Source organism: Bifidobacterium sp. LH_389, assembly GCF_056357235.1.
On record NZ_JBKEVR010000001.1, the window covers coordinates 116,943 to 134,888 of the forward strand.

Below are 17,946 nucleotides of genomic sequence, written 5' to 3' on the forward strand. Positions count from 1 at the left end.
GTCCGGAATCAACGCCGGGCCGGCCCCGCCCATCCCGGCTGACAAACTTTCGGGGTGATTTCTCGGGCGAGGGTTGATGTTCCGCCAATCGCGCAGGAAATAGGAGCGAAAGTTTGTCGGAATCCCCGGCGCCAGGCCCGGCATGCGACAATGGGTGCATGAGCCAATCCCCGAACAGACGGCCGGTCGACGTGATGATCATGCGGCCCATGAGCCGCGACGACTATCCCGTGCTCGTCGAGATGCTGCGCCGCATGTGGTATGCCGATCCCGCGATGGACGCCGAGACGTCGAGGCGACTGGCCCGGGCCGATTTCGAGTTCTGTCTGTCGCGGTCCACGGAGGCGTGGGTGGCGGAGACGCCGGGCGGATTGGCCGGGGTGGTCTTGGGCGGCATGGCGGCTCGCCGTCGGTCGCACGGGAACATGCCGATGCGCCTGCGGCATCTGCGCCGGGCAATCGGAAACCTGCTGCCGTTGCTGGCGTCTCGCGGGGGACGCCGGGGCGTGCGCACCATGATGCGCATCAATGCGGTCGACGAACGGCTGCTGCGCGATGCGACCGACGAGCATGGGCGGTACGACGCGGAAGTCACCCTGCTGCTGGTGGGGGAGCGGGTCCGCGGCGGGGGAGCGGGGCGCCGGCTGTTCGAGCGCATGATGCGCACGTTCCGCGACGCGGGCGCCGAGCGCTACTTCCTCTTTACCGACACGGACTGCAACTTCGGCTTCTACGACCATCTGGGACTGACTCGCCGCGGGGAGCGCACGCTGGCATGGCCGGATGGCGGCGCTACGACATTCACCCTGTATGACGGGCGGGCGTGAGGCCCGCCGTACAGGAGTTAGCTGCCGTAAAGGGATTGCCGTCACCGCGTCTGAAGGTGGTTCGGGCGGCGGCCGGTGCAGGTCGTAACGGGGAATCTACGTTCTTTTGGCCTGAAGAATGCGATTTGTCGGCTGCCGGGCGGCGATTCGGCGCTCCTGGCGTTTCTTTTTTCGATTCGTGTGGTCGGTTTTGCCGGTCGGGCGGGATAGATCTCTTGGCATTGCCGCGTTATTCCGGCGGTGCTACCGGGGGAGGACCCGAAAAACAACCACACGAATCGAAAAAACCAAACTACGTCCGGCCTTCTGGCATGCCTTCTGACGGTCGCGCGTTTCGTCATTCGGACGCCGGTCCGTCATTCGGTAATCGTTGCCATGCGGCGGTCCGTGCGCGTTAGCGTGGTGACCATGATGCAATGGGATTCGGAACAATACCTGCGGTTCGAAGCGGAACGCACGCAGCCGTCGCGTGACCTCGCCTCGCGTCTTCCGGCCGACGACGGTTCGGTGCTTCGCGTACTCGACATCGGCTGCGGCCCGGGCAACAGCACGGCCGTGCTGCGCGAACGCTACCCGCACGCGCAGATCCGCGGCGTGGACAATTCGCGCGAGATGATCGCCCAGGCCCGCAAGTCCCACCCGGACATCGAATTCACGCTGTGCGATGTGTCCGACCCGAAGCAGCTGGCCAGACTGCCCCGGGATTTCGACGTGGTGTTCTCCAACGCGTGCATCCAATGGGTGCCGGACCACCCCTCGCTTATCCCCGCGCTCATGCACCGGCTGCGTCCGGGCGGCACGCTCGCCGTGCAGACGCCCATGAACTACGACGAGCCGATCCACCGCATCATCGCCGCCGTGGTGCACGGGCCGCGGTTCGGTGCGATTCTGCCGCAGCAGCGCGAATTCTACAATCTCGAGCCGGACGAGTACTGGGAGCTGCTGCACGGGCGGGCCGCGGAATTCCACATGTGGATGACCACCTACATGCACACGCTGCCCTCGCACGAGGCGATCATGGACTGGTACCGCGGCACCGGCCTGCGCCCGTACCTGCAGGCGCTCGACGACCGGGACGCCCGCGCGGAGTTCGAGGCGGAGATCTTCGCCCGCGTGCGCGTCGCCTACCCCATGCAGTCCGACGGCAGCGTGATCTTCCCGTTCCCGCGGTTCTTCTTCACGGCCGTGAAGTGAATTCCCGCCAGCTAGTAGTCTCGAAGGCCAGTACGTAGATCAGCAGCAGTGCGGAGACGAGGAACACCGATCGCAGCGCCACGCTGAGCGAAGGGACGAACGTGGCGATCACGCCGAATGCCGCTACGCCGATCGCGCCGCCCACCTGTCGGAAGGTGTTGAACATGGCGCTGGCGATGCCGGCCTGCGATCCATCCACGCTCGCGAGTACCACGCCCGCGGCGGCCGGGGTGGTGATGGCCGCGCCGAAACCCACGACGCTCAGCCCCGTGGCGATCGCCCATACCGGAATGGGGACGGGCATGAGGAACTCGAAGGCGAAGCCTGCGATCATGATGCCGAGCCCGAGCGTGATGGAGAATTTCGATCCGCGGGCGGTGATGATGCGGCCTCCCGCGAGATTGCCCAGAATCGTGACGAATGCGGACGGCACGAACACCAGACCGGCGGCGAACGCGCCCATGCCGAGTTGGTTCTGCAGGAACATCGTGCAGATGAACACCATGCCGTACCAGTTGAAGATCATGATGAACCCGATCTGCAATGCCACCTGCATGCCGCGCACGCGGAACAGGCCGAGCGGCATCATGGGGGCGGCAACCTTGGTCTGAGACCAGACGAATGCAGTCAGGGCGCCCGCGCCCAAGGCCAGCAATGCGATCGTGAGCGGATGTGCGAAGCCCCTCTCTCCGGCTTCGATGATGCCTGCGACCAGCGCGGCAAGCCCCGCCAGCGACAGGGTCTGGCCTGTCTGGTCGAATCTCGCGGGTCTGAGCGGGGAGGCGCGGATACAGGGTGCGATCGCGAGAACGAGCAGACAGAACGGTACGTTGATGACGAATACGAGACTCCAATGGATTGGCGTGAGCAGGCCGCCCAGCAGCGGCCCCACAGCGGAGGCCGAGGCACCGCCCGCGCCCCACAGGGCCAGCGCCCACGCACGCCGTCGCGGATCCGGATTCGCCTCGTTGATCAGCGACATCGACGCCGGCAGGATCAGTGCGGACGCTACGCCCAGCACACATCGGCCCGCCACGAGAGCCGCCATGGATCCGGCGAACGAGCAAAACAGCGAAGCCGCGCCGAACAACGCGGTGCCCGCTGCGAACACGCGTTTGGCTCCGAAGCGGTCCGCGAGGCTGCCGGCGAGCAACAGCAGCGCCGCGAACAGCAGCGTGTAGCCGTCCACCACCCATTGCTGGATGGCCATGTCCCCGCCGAGTTCCGCCGCGATGGTGGGCAAGGCCACGTTGACGATCAGCACGTCCATGCCGGAGAGGAATGATGCGATCGAGGCCGCGACGGTGACGGGCATCGGGCTTGCTTTCATGTTCATGTGTTTCCCTCCAGTTATTGCGAGTTACATGGTATGCTCGTAATACAATGGATTCCAGCGGTTTATGGATGCTTTTGGTTTATTGGATATAAACTAACGATTTATGCAAGCGGTGGGGGGTACATGTACGACAGGCGTCTGGATGCGGTGGTCGCTGCGGCGGAAACGGGCAGCTTCGCCAAGGCCGGCCGTAGACTTCACCTTTCGACGCCGGCGCTGGCCAAGCAGATCAATACGTTCGAGACCGAATGCGGCGTGACGCTGTTTGTCCGATCGCGCGCCGGCGTGAAGCTGACGGCTGCGGGACGGACGCTCGTGGAGGATGCGCGGTCGATCATGCGGCAATGTGATGATGCGATCCGGCGCGCGCGGCAGCTGGGTGGGCATGGGGACGGGGATCATATTGCGGTGCGGCTGGGCGTCTCAACGTTGCGATCGGGCAGACGCGTGCTGGACCTATGGCAGCGCGACGAGGGGCGTCATACGGACATCCGCCTCGAGCTGGTTTCCATGCCGGATGATCGCAGCTCGATCGACGACATCGTCGCGCGTCTGGGAGAACGTGTGGACGTGATCTCCACGGCCTTCGACGCCGACTACTGGCGGGGCGTCTGCGGGATGCTGTCGCTCGGGGACGAACCCCTGTGCGTTGCGGTGCCGTGCGACCATGCGCTGGCCCGCCGCTCCGTCGTTGCGCCGGCCGATCTTGCCGGCTCCCGCATCCGCCTGATGCGCCGGGGTCATGGCGGCGACGATCGTGCGCGCGATCTGCTGGCACGGATGCCGTCGATCGATCTGGTGGATATCGATCACTATGATCTGTCCACGTTCAACGATTGCGCGCAGACCGGCGATCTGCTGATCTCCAAGCCCATGTGGGCCGGCGTCCACCCGCAACTCGTCAATGTGCCCGTCGACTGGGGAGAGAAGGTGGGACTGTCCTACGGATTGCTGTATCCGCTGCACCCGCAGCCGCAGGTCTCCGCGTTCGTGGAGCGGATCGGGCGGCTTGCGGGTGCAACGGATGCGGACTACTTGGACAGGAACGCCTGATAGCGCTTGGCGGTCTCGGCCAGCGCCTCGTCGGTGATGCCGAAGGCGCTGAAGGTTGCGAACGGCTTGAGCCAGGTGGCGCCGATGTGGTTGGCGGTGCCCTGGAACGGGACGAGCACCTGATCGATGGTGAAGCGGTTGTCTCCGTCGGGCTGGTACTTCGACTCCGGGGAGCCGGTGGAGACGGCGACGGCGAATTCCTTGCCTTCGAAGGCGTGCCCCTCGTGGCCGTAGGCCCAGCCGTGCTCGAGCACCGCGTCCTCCCAGCTCTTGAGCAGGGCGGGGGAGGAGAACCAGTAGATCGGGAACTGGAACACGATGCGGTCGGCCTGCTCGACGGCCCGCTGCTCGGCCTTCACGTCGATGGCGCCGTCCGGGTAGAGCGCGTACTCGTCGCGCACGGTCACGTTCTCCAGCTCGCCCGCGGCCTTGGCCAGCGCGGCGTTGACGTGGGACTGCTCGTTCAGGGACGGGTGAAACACCAGAACCAGGGTCTTCATTGTGGTCTCCTTGCGTGTTGATCGGTTGATCCGCCGGTCGGCTGGCCTTGTTGGCTGTCCGGTCGGCGGTCCGTCGGCGGGGTCGGTCCGTCGGTTCGCAGAATGACGATGGATCGGCCTGGCGGACGATCGGACACTCCTGCCGGACGACCGGTCGGCGTTTCTGGGATATTTCAGTATGAAATATCCCGTATCGCTAACACTTTCGCAGACGGCCTGCCCAATGCGGACGGTTTATGCTTCCGGCGAACGGGATCCTGCGGTCGGCTTGGGGGAGACGAAGCGGATGTGCCGGTTGAGGAAGTTTACGATCTGCCCGGTGATGACCGCGGCCACGACCGTACCGACGCCGAGCCCCCTGATCCCGTGGAAGAAGGCGAACGACATCACGCCGGCGATGACGATGAGCGACACGTCGAAGCATACCTTGAGCGTGCCGAACCGCGCCTTGGTCACGATCGCGAGCGCACGCATCGCACCTTCGCCCGGCACCATGATGAGTCCCGGGGTCACTTCCATGCGGATGCCGAACGCCAGCAGGAAGCAGCCGAGCAGCAGTCCGATGCCGGCCACCGGGATTGCGGCGAAAAGAGACCCAGTATGGCCATGCCGGCGTTCAGCGTGGCGCTGAACCAGAACGTGACGGCCAGCTGCAGGAGCTGGATGGGCTGGAAATCGCGGCGCGTCAGCAGGATCTCCATGACGACGAATGCCACGTTCATGGCGAAGGTGGTGACGCCGAAGCTGATCTGCGGGAACCGGAGCGCGGCGTTCGCTGCGATGCGTGCTGTGATGTGTCTGGCATGGTCACTCGGCCTTCTGCGTCTTATGCGGTGCCGGTGTGCGTCTCGCCCTGTTGCGCTTCGGTCCTTTGCTCCTCCGCGCTGCGTAGGTTGGCGATGACGGTCAGGAGCCCGTTTTGCAGTGCCGAGCGTTCCCTGGCGGTCATGCCTGCGGTGGCGGTGGCGGTGGCGTCGATGGCGGCGGTGATGGCGGCGATCCGGCGGGCGTAGTCGCGTCCCGAGGCGGTCAGGAATACGCGGTAGGAGCGACGGTCGGTCTCGTGGGCCTCGCGACGGACGAGACCGCGATCCTCCATGCGGGTCAGCAGGCCGGTCATGGTGGATTTGTCGAGGATGCACTCCGCGCAGATCTCCTTGGCGGTGCGGCCGTCCCGCTCGGCGAGGCATTCGAGGATCTTGGGCTGGCCGGGCAGCAGGCCGATGCGTCGGATCGCCTCGTCGATGCGACGGTTGGAGTGGTGGAATGCCCGCAGCAGCAGGAAATGCAGCTCGTCGTCCAGTATGATGCCTCCCCATGGTCCGGGCGGCCCGGCTTTCCGCGTCGCCCGCGCACATGCTATCACTTTAGTTTGCATGCAAACCACTTCGGCGATCGATTCTCAAACTGGAAAGATTGACCGCAAAACGGTGCTTCTGAAACGGTTAACAATGGTCAAACTTTCCAATCTGCGGGTTGTGGGCCGCAGTGTGGGGCGCTGACGGTGCGGAAACTCGTCAGAAGGGGCGTGGGTGAGGGTTTTTATTCGACATACTGATGAATAAAATCTGGCCTCGGTCACCGGAGGCGGCCAGAATCCGCAGCCGGAACGAAGCAACAAGCAGTGGAACCAACAGAGAGGAACCATCATGACTTTCCTGCAATTCCATGACGTCGTACGCCAATACGGCGAAGGCGAATCGGCGGTGCTGGCCCTGAACCACGCCACGTTCGACGTGGAGCAGGGGGAGCTTGCGGTCATTCTGGGTGCGTCCGGCGCCGGCAAGTCGACCGCGCTCAACATTCTGGGCGGCATGGACCGCGCCACCTCCGGCACCGTGACGATCGGCGGCAAGGACCTGAGCCACGCCAGCGAGGCGGAACTCACCGACTACCGCCGCTTCGACGTGGGCTTCGTCTTCCAGTTCTACAACCTCGTGCCCAACCTCACCGCGCTGGAGAACGTGGAGCTGGCCAGCCAGATCTGCCCGGACGCGCTCGACGCACGCGAAACCCTCGTCAAGGTCGGACTGGGGGAGCGTCTGGGCAACTTCCCGGCCCAATTGTCCGGCGGCGAACAGCAGCGCGTGGCTATCGCCCGCGCCCTGGCCAAGAACCCCAAGCTCCTGCTGTGCGACGAACCCACCGGCGCGCTCGACTACAACACCGGCAAGCAGATCCTCCAGCTCCTGCAGGACGCCTGCCGCCAGCGCGGCATCACCGTGGCCCTCGTAACCCACAACTCCGCGCTCGCGCCCATGGGCGACCGGCTGATCCGCTTCCGCTCCGGCAAGGTCACCGAAATCACCGCCAACGCGAACCCCACCCCCATCGCGGACATCGAATGGTAGGAGGCCCGGCAGCCATGACGACTCGTACCAAGACCTCCCGCAAGGCGATGTGGAAGGACGCCCTGCGCGCGATCTCCGGCAACGGCAAGCGATTCGCCGCCATCGCCGTGATCTGCGCGGTGGGCGTGATGATGATGGGCGGCCTGAGCTCGGTGAGCACCGACCTCAAGGCCGGGCTCGACGAATTCTTCGACGGGCAGTCGATGCATGACGTGAGCATCGTCTCCACGCTCGGCTTCGACGACGGCGACATCGAAGCCCTGCGCGGCGCGGACGGCGTGGCCGACGCGGCCGGCATCCGCACCGAAAGTGCCGTCACCAAGGTGGACGGACGTCAGTCCTCCGCCACTGTGACCGCGCTCAACGACCGTGGCCTCGACCTGCCGTACCTCACGGACGGCAGGCTGCCCGAATCCGGGCACGAGATCGCCGTCACGCAGCAGTACCTGACGGACAGCGGCAAACGCCTCGGCGACGCACTGGAATTCTCGCCCGACTCGGTTGCCGCCGGTTCGGCCGTGGCTGGCTCGGACAACGATTCCGGGTCTTCCGACTCCTCCGGCACCTTCCAGGACGGCTCGTACACCATCGTCGGCACGATCATCGACCCGAACGACATCGTGAACCCCAGCGGCCCGCTGGCGCTCGTCTCCGGAGCGAAGACCGTCTACCCCATGTTCGTGGCGCAGGACGCCGCGACCGACGCGGACGCCCCCTACACCTCCGCAGTCCTCACCGTGACCGGCGCCAGGGAGGAGAACACCTACGGCGATGCTTACCGCAGCCTGACCGACGGGGCGATCGCGAACGTGGAGGCCATTCGCTCCGAGCGCGAGCAGGCACGTACGCAGGCAGTGCGCGACGCCGCCGTCGATAAGGCCCTGGAATCGCTCGACTCCCAGCGCCAGACCGTGGACGCCATGCCCGACTCCAACCCCATGAAGGCCGCCGCCCGGCAGAAGCTCACCGACGCCGAACAGACGATCCGCGACAAGGTGAACGACTCCGTGCTGGACGCCACGTGGATCATCCGCGACCGCAGCGCGCTTACCAGCTACGCGGACGTCAAGACCCAGAGCGACATGATCGGCCGCCTCGGCAAGCTGTTCCCGATCCTGTTCCTCGTGATCGCCATCCTGGTGAGCCTGACGGCCGTGGCGCGCATGGTGGAGGAGGACCGCCAGCTCATCGGCACCTACAAGGCGCTCGGCTACACGCGGCGAGAGACCATGGTCAAATACCTGCTGTACTCGGCAGCGGCGTGCCTCGCCGGCGGACTCGTGGGCGACCTGATCGGTCTTCTGGGCCTGCCGTTCGTGTTCACGCAGCGCATGCTGAAGCTCATCTACGTGCTGCCCGGCTACCCGCTCGTCATCGACTGGGCCGTAGGCGTGGGAGGCCCCCTGCTGTTCGTGGCGCTCATCTGCGGCAGTGCGATGGCCGTGTGCGCGAAGTCGCTCGCCCTCCAGCCCGCCGAACTGCTGCGGCCCAAGGCACCCAAGGCCGGCAGGACCACGGTGTTCGAACGCATCGGATTCGTGTGGAACTACCTGAGCTTCCTCGGCAAGGTGACCGCGCGCAACCTGTTCCGCTACAAGAGCCGCGCGCTCATGGTGATCGTCGGCGTGCTCGGCTGCACCGCCCTCATGACCGCCGGGTTCGGCATGGGAAGCTCCGCGCTCACGCTCATGCCCCGCCAGTTCGAGGAGGTCGCCAAGTACGACGTGATGGCCGTCACCAAGACCGCGGACCATTCCGACGCCCAGAAGGCGCTCGACGCGGACGCCTCGGTGGCCGGCGCGCTGCCGCTGCACCTGGAATCCGCCACGCTGTCACCGGCGGTCGGTGGCGACTCCGACGGCTCCAAGCTCACCGTGCAGCTCATGGTCGTGCCCGACGGCGAATCTATGGACGGCTACCTCGACCTGCACACCGTGGACGGCACTGCCCTGTCCCTGAACGATTCGGACGTCATCGTGAGCGCGAACGCCGCCAAGACGTTCGACCTCGCCTCCGGCGGCACCGTCAATCTGGCCGATGCCATGATGCGCACCGCGGACGTGACCGTCTCCGGCGTGGCGCAGTACTACACCGGCAACGTGGCGGTCATGACCGAGCGGGCGTACCGTGCGGCGTTCGGCGTGGCGGACGACACCGACCTCGCGGTCAACGCCGATCTCATCCGGGTGGACGGCGACGAGGATGCGCAGATCGCCTTCGCGGATTCCCTCGCCTCCCAGGACCGGTACCTGTCCGTGACGAGCGCCGCCAGGCAGATGCGCGACTTCGCCAAGAGCTTCATGATCTTCTTCGTCATGATCGGCTTCATTGTGGTCATGGCCGCGATCCTGGCGGTGGTGGTGCTCTACACGCTCGCCAGCACGAACATCTCCGAGCGCGAACGCGAACTCGCCACCATCAAGGTGCTCGGCTTCCGCAGGCGTGAGGTGCATGGCTATGTGAACAAGGAGATGCTGCTGCTCTCCGCGATCGGCATCGCGCTGGGCCTGCCGTCCGGCCGGCTGCTCATCGGCGGGTTGCTGAGCATGCTCGACCTGCCGGGCATGAACATCGTGCCCAATGTGGCCTGGTACTGCTACGTGGCCGCCGCCGCGCTGGCGTTCCTGTTCACCTGGCTGGTGAGCCGCGCCACGAACCGGTCACTCGACCGCATCGACATGGTCGGAGCGCTGAAAAGCCCCGAGTGATGCGCTCTCGGCGGTTTTCCGGTTCACGCGATGTTTTCGAAGGCATCTTGTGAACCGGAAAACCGTACATTTCCGCACATGGGGATACATGCCGTCCGGCGGTTTTACGCCGAAACGACGGCAAAACCTCACATGGATCCCGGCTCACACGATTTTCGAGCAGTCATCGTGTGAACCGGGATCCGCTATTTCAGGGAGTTGATGAGCTGCGCGATGGTCTCCGGCAGGTGCGATTGGCGGGCCCACGGCACGATGTCCCGGAGATTGCCGGTCGAGGAGGATACCCAACCCATGATGCCGAGGATGCCGCTGACCGCGAATTCCAGGGTGAGCCGCTGCCCTGCATTGAGCGTCTTCGGATCGATCATGAGAATGCCGAGCCACACGTCGATGACGAAGTCCTTGAGCTGCCGGATGAGGCCCGGTGTGCTGTGGGGGCCTGCGATGAGGACCAGCCTCTGCGCGCTGGCCAGATACTCCGGGTCGCTGATGAACTGGGTGTATCCTTCCTCCGCGGCGGCATCGGTGGGGCTGTGGATGATGCGCGCGATGAACGTGGCCACCACCGCCTTGCCGTACAGTGCGGCGATCGCGTCGTCCGCCAGCTCGGGAATGTTGGCGTAGTGGTAGTAGAACGCGCTGCGGTTGAGGCCGCTCGTGCGCGTGATGTCGCTCACGGTGATCTGGTCGTACGGCTTGGCGGTGAGCAGCTGCCAGAACGCCTCCTGCATTTTCGCCGGTGCGCCCGCATCTCCTGCCTTCGGTCGTCCCATGGATGTGCCTCCGTTGTGGTTGATGATGGTGATTGCATCAATAATTAGACAGTATATCGAATTTTTGAGGGTGGCGGGGTATCTGTTCCGGGTGGCGTTGCCGCATATAATTGTCTCTGAATATGACAGTCGGACGGGAAGGGGCTGCGGTGGGCGGGGACTCGATGGACGTGGGTGCGATGGGTGAAGTCGTTGCGGATGCGGCCGCGGGCGGGGCTGCGCCGGAGCCGGCCATCGCGGATCGCCTCGACCGGTTCTTCGACGAGCTGCACCGCATCGACGTGGCGCTCGCGGACTACTCGCGCCGCCTCGGCGTGGCGGACAGCACGGCTGCGGTGCTCGACTACCTGCATGATCACGACGGCGCATCGCAGCGGGCGATCCGCGAATATACGATGCTGCCACGGCAGACCGTCAACAACGTGATCGGGGCCTTCGCGGAGCAGGGGTATGTGCGGCTGGAGGAGTCCGAGCGGGACCGGCGTGTCAAGACCGTGTGGTTCACCGAGGAGGGCCGGCGGTACTGCAATGCGCTGATCGCCCCCGAGCGCGCCGCCGAGTATCGGGCGATGAGCGGGCTCGATCCGGCCCTGCGCGATGCGATGATCCGCGGCATGGAGATCTTCGGCAGGGAATTCAGGCGGCGACTGCGCGACACGAAGGTATGATGCGGAGGCGCGAGATCGGACGGCCAGGGCGGCGTGGCCGGGGCGGGACGACAGGATGCATCGCGGCGCGAAATTGACAATTGTCCCATTTTGGGACAATATACGTTGGGACAATACGTAGCGAAACAACATGCCGTGCCGCGGGCGGAATGCCGTCGGCGCGGATGCGCGACAGACGGCAGAAAGGACGACGCCGCACATGGAACCGCAAACCGCCGACCGCGCGTGGCAGGGCCGCGTAGCGCTGCTGCTCACCGGTCAGGCCTTCTCCCTGCTGGGCTCGAGCATCGTGCAGTACGCCATCTGGTGGTGGATCGTGCTGCAGGAGAAGACGGGCACCGCGCTGCTCATGGCCACGCTGTTCGGCGTGCTGCCGCAGGGCGTCGTCTCCATCTTCGGCGGCTCGTGGGCGGACCGGCACAACCGCAAGACGCTCATCATGCTGCCGGACCTCATCATTGCCGGCGTGACGGTTCTGCTGTCCGTGAGCTTCGCGACGGGCTGGGCCAACCTCACCTTCATCTTCGTGGTGCTGCTCATCCGTTCGGCGGGTGCCGGCGTGCAATCCCCGGCCGTGCAGTCGTTCATCCCGGACGTGACGCCGTCCGGCAAGCTGCTGCGCGTCAACTCGATCTTCAGCGTCATCAATTCGGCCAACATGATCGTCGCGCCCGCCGTGGCCGCGGTGCTCATCAACGTGGTGCCGCTGTGGTCCATCCTGCTGGTGGACGTGACCACGGCCGTGATCGGCGTGGGATTCGTGGCGCTGATCAAGGCGCCGCGCAAGACCGCACGCCCCGAGGCATCCCCGTCCGTATCCGGAACTCCGGGAACCGCCCCCGCCTCCGCCGGCACAGGCCACGTGATCGCCGACCTCAAGGCAGGACTGCGGTACGTGCTGGACCGCCCGCGCCTGCGATCCACCATTCTGGCCGACGCGACCGTCTGCCTGATCTCCGTGGCTCCCATGAACCTCACGCTGCTGCTCATGGCACGCGAATACGAGGGCGTGGACCTCAACCTGTGGTTCGTGAACCTCACCACAGCCTCGGACAAGCTCGCCGCCAACGAGCTCGGCTGGAGCATCGGCATGCTGCTCGGCGGGGCGATCATGTCCACCGTCGGCGCCAAGCTGATCCGCAATCCCATGCGCGTGGCCGCGTGGGGCATCGTGTTCTACGCCGTCACCGTGGTGGGGCTCGGCGTGGCGCCGGGGCTGCTGGCCTACCTCGTCATCGACGTGCTCAACGGCATTGCCTCCGCCGTGTGCGTGGGTCCGCTGCGCACCGTCCTGCAATCCGAATCCGACGAATCCATGGTCGGGCGCGTCTTCGGTCTGGACACCACGATGGCCACCTTCGCGATGCCGATCGGCATGGCCCTTTTCGCGCCGCTCGCGGACGTGATCCCCATCGCCATCATCTTCATCGTGTGCGGCGCGGCCACCCTGCCCGTCGGCCTGTGGCTGAACGTGCAGGAGCGGCGGACCTCGGCGGCGGTCCGGGAAGGTCGTGCGGCTTGACTTCGAGCGCTTGAGGTTCGTAGCGTCGGAATCGTCCCGCACAACCGTTGCGAACGTTGCGAATGTTGCGAACGAAAGGAACGATCATGGCCATCACGAGCAATCCGAGCGCCTTCCCCATGGGCGAGCCCAACGACGCCTACGCGCAGTATTTCGAAGGGCAAAGCTACCTCGCCCCGCTGGCCGCGGACGGGCAGGTGAGCGTGGCCAACGTCACCTTCGAACCCGGCTGCACGAACCACTGGCACATCCACCACGGGGTATGCCAGATCCTGCTTGCGGTGGGCGGCCGCGGCTACTACCAGATCGAAGGCCATGACCCGGTGGAGCTCAGGCCCGGGGACGTGGCCTACATCCCGCCGGAGACCAGGCACTGGCACGGTGCCGCGCCCGCCGAGGCGTTTGCGCACGTGGCCGTCATGCCCAAGCGGGAAGGCGCCTCCAACGAATGGCTTGAGCCCGTGGACGAGGAGACCTACCGCCGGCTCGCCTGAAAGACCTGAGAGAACCGACGAGCCGGACGGCTACTCCCACACGTCGAGGCGGCGGTTCTTGAAGTAGAACTCCCGGTCCCTCTCGCCGATCGGCCGCGCCACCTCGCAAGGCGTGCCGTAGGCCACCGAGCCGGCCGGAATGCTGTGGCTCACCACGGATCCCGCGCCGATCACGCAGTCGTCCCCGATGGTTACCCCGGGCAGGATCGTCACGTTCGCGCCCACCCACACGTTGCGGCCGATCGTGACCGGGATCGCGTACACGTAGTGATGCTCGCGCAGCACGGGCAGCACCGGATGGCCGGCGGTGGCGATCACCACGTTGGGGCCGAACATGCAGAAGTCGCCTATCGTGATGTCCGCATCGTCCACGCACGTGAAGTTCACGTTGCAGTACACGCCCTTGCCCATGTGCACGTGCCGAAAGCCCCAGTTCGCGTGGGCGGGCGTTTCCACATGGCACCCTTCGCCGATCGATGCGAACATTTCCTTCAGCAGGCGTGCCTTGCCTTCCGTGTCCGTGGGGTGGGTCCGGTTGAATTCCCAGAGCCTCTCCTGATATTCGAGCTGGCCGCCCATGATGGACGGATCGTCGTAGTGGTAGGGCAGGCCCTCGGCTCGCCGCGCCGCGTTGTCCATGTCGATGCTCCTTGTTTTCTTGCGTGGCAACGATGTTTGCGTTATCAAGCTTAATGGCGGGCAAGGCCGTATCCGGGTGCAATGCGTGTTGCGATCGTCCGCGTCGATGCCTCGATCGTTCGTGTCCGGCGGCATGGGCGGCCGGCGGACACGAACGACCGGTTCTGGCGGCGCAGCTGACCGGACCGGTGCCGGGCGTTCGGTTTGGCGCCGTGATTGCCCGGCCGTCCCGGTCCGTTCATGTCCGTCCCGGTCCGTTCATGTCCATCTCGGTCCATCTCGGTCCATCTCGGTCAATCCCCGGTCCGTCCTAGGCCGTTCCGGTCCGTCCCGGGCCGTCCCGGGCCAACGGGCAAAGCGCTCGCCCCATCGGCGCAAGGAGGCGCAATACTCCTTCCGGCTCTTCAAGTGCGCGGGCAGTGTGTGGGCAGTGTGCGGGCAACATACGGGCTGCGCGGGCCGAAATCCGCTGTTCGCAGCACTTTCGGTCCGAAAAACGGTGCCAAATCGACCCGATAGCGCTGCGAATCGGCAATTTCGGCCCGCGCAGCCCGTAATTTGGCGCCGGGGGAGGGAACCCTTAAACCTTGCGCGGGGTCCGCGGCTCGGGGCCCGCGCAAGGCGCCCGGTCGGTCAATCGCACTAGGTCGTTCGGTCGTATCAGGTTGGTCAGTCGCGTCCGGTCAGTCGCGTCCGTCCGCCCGGCCCAACGCCCAGCCCACCAGTCATGCCCCGGCCCAGTCATGCCCTTAGCGCCCGTCGGTCTTCCCGTCGCGCACCAGGAACGACAGTGCGAAGGCGACCACGGACACGCCGGCGGCGATCGTGAACACCACGTCCACGCCGTGCGCAAGCCCGGCGGCGGCCGATCCCGCCACCGATGCGGGCAGGGTGTTCATGGTCATGACCGTGAAGTTGGCGGCGATGCCGATCGCGGCCATCGTCTGGCGTAGCGTGTTGTTCATCGCCGTGCCGTGCGGCAGGAGCGGGCCCGTGAGCTGGTTGAGGGCCGTGGTGGTCAGCGGCATGATGCAGGACGCCACGCCGGCCATCATGAGCGTGAAGAACACGGCCGGATACCAGACCGGCACGTTCGCGTCCATGCGGGACAGGGCGAACGCGGACACGGCGATCACGGCGATCGCGGGAGGCGCCATGCGCCGGATGCCGATGCGGTCGAACAGCCGGCCGGCGATCGGGTTGAACACACCCTCGGCCACGCCGCCGCCCATGAGCAGCAGGCCGGACTGAAGGGCCGTGAGTCCCATGGCGTTCTGGATGAACATGGGCAGGATGTTCATGGCGGAGATGAACGTGACGAACACCAGCACCACGAGGATCATCGACAGCGAGAACATGGGCAGTGCGAACACGCGGAAGTTGAGCATCGGCTGCACCAGATGCAGCTGGCGGTGGATGAACGCGATCAGCGTCACCGCGCCCACGCCGAGCGAAACGAGGGTCTGCGGCGCGGTCCAGCCGTCCTGTCCGGCCAAGCTGAAGCCGAGCAGCAGGCCGCCGAAGCCCAGCGTGGACAGGATAACGGACGGGATGTCGATGGTCGGATCGGTCTGCTCGGTGACGTTTCTAACCGTAGGGATGGCGGCCGCGAGCACGGCGACGGCGATCACGATGAGCGGCACGAACAGGAACCGCCACGGCAGGAAATCGATGATGAGCCCCGAGAGCGTGGGGCCCAGCGCCGGGGCGAACGCGATGACCAGCCCGAACCAGCCCATGGCCGTGCCGCGCTTCTCCGGGGGGAACGTGAGGAACAGCACCGTCTGCAGCAGCGGCATCACGATGCCCGCTCCGGTGGCCTGCAGCACGCGGCCCGCGAGCAGCACCCAGAAGCCGGGCGCGAACGTGCACACCAGCGTGCCGAACAGGAACATGCCGATCGCATAGAAGAACAGCTGCCGCGTGGTGAACTTCTGGATGAGGAACGCGGTGACGGGGATCATGATGCCGTTGGTGAGCATGAAGCCGGTGCTCAGCCATTGGGCGGTGTTGCTCGTCACGCCGAAGTCGAGCATGAGATGCGGCAGGGCGGACGTCATGAGCGTCTGGTTGAGAATGGCGGTGAAGCTGCCCACCATCATCACGATGATCGGTACATAGGCGCGCTTGGACGAAGACATGGGCATCCCTCGCTATACGGTTCGGTCGGTTACCCAGCTGATTGCGGTCGCCGCCACGGTCCGCGGCGCAAGGGTGGCTGCGCGCGGATGGCGTCGTAGCCCCTGCCGGTTGAATCCGCAAACAGTCTATTCGCGCGCAGGACAAATGGCCTCCACAGGCATTGCCGCCGTATACGCCTGTCACTGGCGGAGGGGCAAGGCGCGGATGACGTGACGGGTCTGGGCGCGGCGGCTATGCGGCCTGCTGCGGGCTCCCGGGTCCGATCGGGAAGCCGTGCCGGTCCGCCTCGGTGATTGGGCGGATCACGCGTGCGGGCACGCCGGCCACGAGCGAGCCCGCCGGCACGTCGCGGGTGACCACCGCGCCCGCCGCGATCACGCAGTCCGCGCCGATCGTCACGCCGGCCACGATCGTCGCCCCGCCGCACACCCACACGTTGTCCCCGATGGTGACCGGCAGGCTATGCTCCCAGCCGGCCGTGCGCTCCGCCGGATCGAAGGCATGCTCGGGCGTGTAAATACCCACGTTCGGACCGAACCACACGTTGTCCCCGATGGTCACGGGCGCACAGTCGAGGATGCAGCAGCCGGTGTTGGCGTAGAAGTTGCGGCCCACGGAAATGTTGTAGCCGTAGTCGCAGTTGAACGGCGACTCGATCCAGCAGTTCTCGCCCACATGCCCGAACATGCGGCGGACGAACGCCTCGCGTTCGGCGCGCTTGGTGGGGCGGATCGCGTTGAAGTCAAAGAGCATGTCCTTGGCGTGTTCGCGCTCGGCGGTGAGCTCTGCGTCCGTGCTGACGTAGTATTCGCCGGCGAGCATGAGGTCCTTCATGGTGGGCGTGTTCTGCTGAGTGTTTCGCTGTGCATTCATGCGTACGAGTGTACATGACTGGGTGGTACGAATGTACCCATCGGCGCGTATGGTCGGAGGCATGATCGATCATCGCGTTCCCGTTCCCCCGGATTCCTTGCCCGGGTCGTCCGAACCGGCTGGGCAGACCGACCGTCCGCAGTCCCGGCGGTACGACCCGGAGCGCAAGCAGCGCATCATCGACGCCTGTCTGGACGTGATCGCCGACCGGGGCGTGGCGGGCACCTCGCACCGCGTGGTCGCGGCGGCGGCGGACGTGCCGCTCGGCTCCATGACCTACCACTTCGGTGGCATGGACGATCTGCTGCATCAGGCGTTCGACCAGTTCGCGCGGCGATCGGCGGCCCGGTTCGCCACGCGCATGCGGGCTGCTTCCACCAGTGACGAGGCGCGGGAGGCCATTGCCTGCCACATCGAACAGGATCTGCTCGCCACCCCGCGGGACCTCAACGTCAACCTCGAACTGTATACATTGGCTGCACGCAATCCGGCGTTTCGGGACATCACCGGCAACTGGATGACCGCCGTTCACGCCGAGCTGCGCCGGTTCTTCGATCCCGAGACTGCGCGCATGCTCAACGCACTCATCGAAGGGCTCACCCTGCACCGCGCGTTCGGCGGGGACGATGCCGTCGGCGCCTCCCGCGGCATCCGCGAGGCCATCCGGCGCATCAGCGATGTCCGACCGCGATGACGGACGACTTACCACGATTGACGTTGCCTACGTAGCCACGTACTTCCGATTTGTGCGTGCTTGAAACGGCTTTCGTCGAAGGGCCATGACGGTATTCCGCGGATCCTGCAAGGCCGCTACTGGGGGCGGCGCCGAAAAACAACCACACGAATCGGAAATATCATGGCGCAGT

General features: G+C 65.7%; 16 protein-coding genes and 1 pseudogene. 9 read left to right on the forward strand and 8 right to left on the reverse strand.

The features are described from left to right. Window positions 1-158 precede the first annotated feature (158 nt). A complete protein-coding gene (locus AC1AZA_RS00445) occupies window positions 159-827 on the forward strand; it encodes a GNAT family N-acetyltransferase (RefSeq protein ID WP_476512784.1) in 669 nt (222 codons plus the stop codon). 408 nt (window positions 828-1,235) lie between these two features. Next, entirely contained in the window at window positions 1,236-2,021 is a 786-nt protein-coding gene (locus AC1AZA_RS00450) for a methyltransferase domain-containing protein (protein WP_476512785.1), read from the forward strand. Here the strand turns inward: AC1AZA_RS00450 and AC1AZA_RS00455 are convergent. Then, window positions 2,005-3,357, reverse strand: coding sequence for an MFS transporter (locus AC1AZA_RS00455; protein WP_476512786.1), 1,353 nt, complete (start codon window positions 3,355-3,357; stop codon window positions 2,005-2,007). The two genes, AC1AZA_RS00450 and AC1AZA_RS00455, sit on opposite strands and share 17 nt — an antisense overlap. Before the next feature lie 123 nt (window positions 3,358-3,480). Between AC1AZA_RS00455 and AC1AZA_RS00460 the strand changes: the two genes are divergently transcribed. After that, window positions 3,481-4,410 (forward strand): LysR family transcriptional regulator, encoded by a 930-nt coding sequence (locus tag AC1AZA_RS00460; RefSeq protein WP_476512787.1) that lies wholly within the window; start codon window positions 3,481-3,483, stop codon window positions 4,408-4,410. Here AC1AZA_RS00460 and AC1AZA_RS00465 read toward each other — a convergent pair. The 3 genes and pseudogenes from AC1AZA_RS00465 to AC1AZA_RS00475 all read right to left on the reverse strand — a co-directional run bounded on the left by AC1AZA_RS00465 (window position 4,389) and on the right by AC1AZA_RS00475 (window position 6,288). After that, entirely contained in the window at window positions 4,389-4,910 is a 522-nt protein-coding gene (locus tag AC1AZA_RS00465; RefSeq protein WP_476512788.1) for an NAD(P)H-dependent oxidoreductase, read from the reverse strand. The two genes, AC1AZA_RS00460 and AC1AZA_RS00465, sit on opposite strands and share 22 nt — an antisense overlap. A 234-nt stretch (window positions 4,911-5,144) precedes the next feature. Further along, window positions 5,145-5,632, reverse strand: a pseudogene (locus AC1AZA_RS00470) (DUF6198 family protein). 104 nt (window positions 5,633-5,736) lie between these two features. After that, on the reverse strand, window positions 5,737-6,288 hold the full coding sequence (locus AC1AZA_RS00475) for a MarR family winged helix-turn-helix transcriptional regulator (protein WP_476512789.1): 552 nt from the start codon (window positions 6,286-6,288) through the stop codon (window positions 5,737-5,739). 271 nt (window positions 6,289-6,559) lie between these two features. Here AC1AZA_RS00475 and AC1AZA_RS00480 point away from each other — a divergent pair, with 271 nt between their 5' ends. Then, window positions 6,560-7,261 (forward strand): ABC transporter ATP-binding protein, encoded by a 702-nt coding sequence (locus AC1AZA_RS00480; protein ID WP_476512790.1) that lies wholly within the window; start codon window positions 6,560-6,562, stop codon window positions 7,259-7,261. 14 nt (window positions 7,262-7,275) lie between these two features. Next, a complete protein-coding gene (locus AC1AZA_RS00485; protein ID WP_476512791.1) occupies window positions 7,276-9,969 on the forward strand; it encodes an ABC transporter permease in 2,694 nt (897 codons plus the stop codon). Between the two features lie 185 nt (window positions 9,970-10,154). On the opposite strand, the gene AC1AZA_RS00490 is transcribed toward AC1AZA_RS00485, so the two are convergent. Then, entirely contained in the window at window positions 10,155-10,742 is a 588-nt protein-coding gene (locus tag AC1AZA_RS00490) for a TetR/AcrR family transcriptional regulator (RefSeq protein ID WP_476512792.1), read from the reverse strand. A gap of 122 nt (window positions 10,743-10,864) precedes the next feature. Here AC1AZA_RS00490 and AC1AZA_RS00495 point away from each other — a divergent pair, with 122 nt between their 5' ends. From AC1AZA_RS00495 to AC1AZA_RS00505, 3 genes are all read left to right on the forward strand, one after another. Next, window positions 10,865-11,410 carry a MarR family winged helix-turn-helix transcriptional regulator gene (locus AC1AZA_RS00495; protein ID WP_476512793.1) on the forward strand — a complete coding sequence of 182 codons (546 nt, stop codon included), beginning with the start codon at window positions 10,865-10,867 and terminating at the stop codon, window positions 11,408-11,410. 199 nt (window positions 11,411-11,609) lie between these two features. Next, on the forward strand, window positions 11,610-12,932 hold the full coding sequence (locus AC1AZA_RS00500; RefSeq protein WP_476512794.1) for an MFS transporter: 1,323 nt from the start codon (window positions 11,610-11,612) through the stop codon (window positions 12,930-12,932). A gap of 86 nt (window positions 12,933-13,018) precedes the next feature. Further along, window positions 13,019-13,426, forward strand: a complete 408-nt coding sequence (locus AC1AZA_RS00505) for a cupin domain-containing protein (protein WP_476512795.1) — start codon at window positions 13,019-13,021, stop codon at window positions 13,424-13,426. Between the two features lie 30 nt (window positions 13,427-13,456). On the opposite strand, the gene AC1AZA_RS00510 is transcribed toward AC1AZA_RS00505, so the two are convergent. From AC1AZA_RS00510 to AC1AZA_RS00520, 3 genes are all read right to left on the reverse strand, one after another. Beyond that, window positions 13,457-14,065 (reverse strand): sugar O-acetyltransferase, encoded by a 609-nt coding sequence (locus AC1AZA_RS00510; RefSeq protein ID WP_476512796.1) that lies wholly within the window; start codon window positions 14,063-14,065, stop codon window positions 13,457-13,459. Window positions 14,066-14,814: 749 nt separating this feature from the next. Next, a complete protein-coding gene (locus AC1AZA_RS00515) occupies window positions 14,815-16,206 on the reverse strand; it encodes an MDR family MFS transporter (protein WP_476512797.1) in 1,392 nt (463 codons plus the stop codon). Between the two features lie 232 nt (window positions 16,207-16,438). Further along, complete coding sequence (locus AC1AZA_RS00520) at window positions 16,439-17,080, reverse strand: sugar O-acetyltransferase (protein ID WP_476512798.1); 642 nt, start codon at window positions 17,078-17,080, stop codon at window positions 16,439-16,441. Between the two features lie 61 nt (window positions 17,081-17,141). Here AC1AZA_RS00520 and AC1AZA_RS00525 point away from each other — a divergent pair, with 61 nt between their 5' ends. Further along, the gene (locus tag AC1AZA_RS00525) at window positions 17,142-17,774 is read left to right on the forward strand and encodes a TetR/AcrR family transcriptional regulator (protein WP_476512799.1); all 633 of its coding nucleotides are present in this window, start codon (window positions 17,142-17,144) and stop codon (window positions 17,772-17,774) included. Window positions 17,775-17,946: the final 172 nt, after the last annotated feature.

Coding starts and splice junctions, on each gene's coding strand:
- AC1AZA_RS00445 (WP_476512784.1), top strand. CDS start 159: ATGAGCCAATCCCCGAACAGACGGCCGGTCGACGTGATGATCATGCGG.
- AC1AZA_RS00485 (WP_476512791.1), top strand. CDS start 7,276: ATGACGACTCGTACCAAGACCTCCCGCAAGGCGATGTGGAAGGACGCC.
- AC1AZA_RS00495 (WP_476512793.1), top strand. CDS start 10,865: ATGACAGTCGGACGGGAAGGGGCTGCGGTGGGCGGGGACTCGATGGAC.
- AC1AZA_RS00515 (WP_476512797.1), bottom strand. CDS start 16,206: ATGTCTTCGTCCAAGCGCGCCTATGTACCGATCATCGTGATGATGGTG.
- AC1AZA_RS00475 (WP_476512789.1), bottom strand. CDS start 6,288: ATGCAAACTAAAGTGATAGCATGTGCGCGGGCGACGCGGAAAGCCGGG.
- AC1AZA_RS00460 (WP_476512787.1), top strand. CDS start 3,481: ATGTACGACAGGCGTCTGGATGCGGTGGTCGCTGCGGCGGAAACGGGC.
- AC1AZA_RS00525 (WP_476512799.1), top strand. CDS start 17,142: ATGATCGATCATCGCGTTCCCGTTCCCCCGGATTCCTTGCCCGGGTCG.
- AC1AZA_RS00465 (WP_476512788.1), bottom strand. CDS start 4,910: ATGAAGACCCTGGTTCTGGTGTTTCACCCGTCCCTGAACGAGCAGTCC.
- AC1AZA_RS00450 (WP_476512785.1), top strand. CDS start 1,236: ATGATGCAATGGGATTCGGAACAATACCTGCGGTTCGAAGCGGAACGC.
- AC1AZA_RS00505 (WP_476512795.1), top strand. CDS start 13,019: ATGGCCATCACGAGCAATCCGAGCGCCTTCCCCATGGGCGAGCCCAAC.
- AC1AZA_RS00455 (WP_476512786.1), bottom strand. CDS start 3,357: ATGAACATGAAAGCAAGCCCGATGCCCGTCACCGTCGCGGCCTCGATC.
- AC1AZA_RS00490 (WP_476512792.1), bottom strand. CDS start 10,742: ATGGGACGACCGAAGGCAGGAGATGCGGGCGCACCGGCGAAAATGCAG.
- AC1AZA_RS00500 (WP_476512794.1), top strand. CDS start 11,610: ATGGAACCGCAAACCGCCGACCGCGCGTGGCAGGGCCGCGTAGCGCTG.
- AC1AZA_RS00520 (WP_476512798.1), bottom strand. CDS start 17,080: ATGAATGCACAGCGAAACACTCAGCAGAACACGCCCACCATGAAGGAC.
- AC1AZA_RS00480 (WP_476512790.1), top strand. CDS start 6,560: ATGACTTTCCTGCAATTCCATGACGTCGTACGCCAATACGGCGAAGGC.
- AC1AZA_RS00510 (WP_476512796.1), bottom strand. CDS start 14,065: ATGGACAACGCGGCGCGGCGAGCCGAGGGCCTGCCCTACCACTACGAC.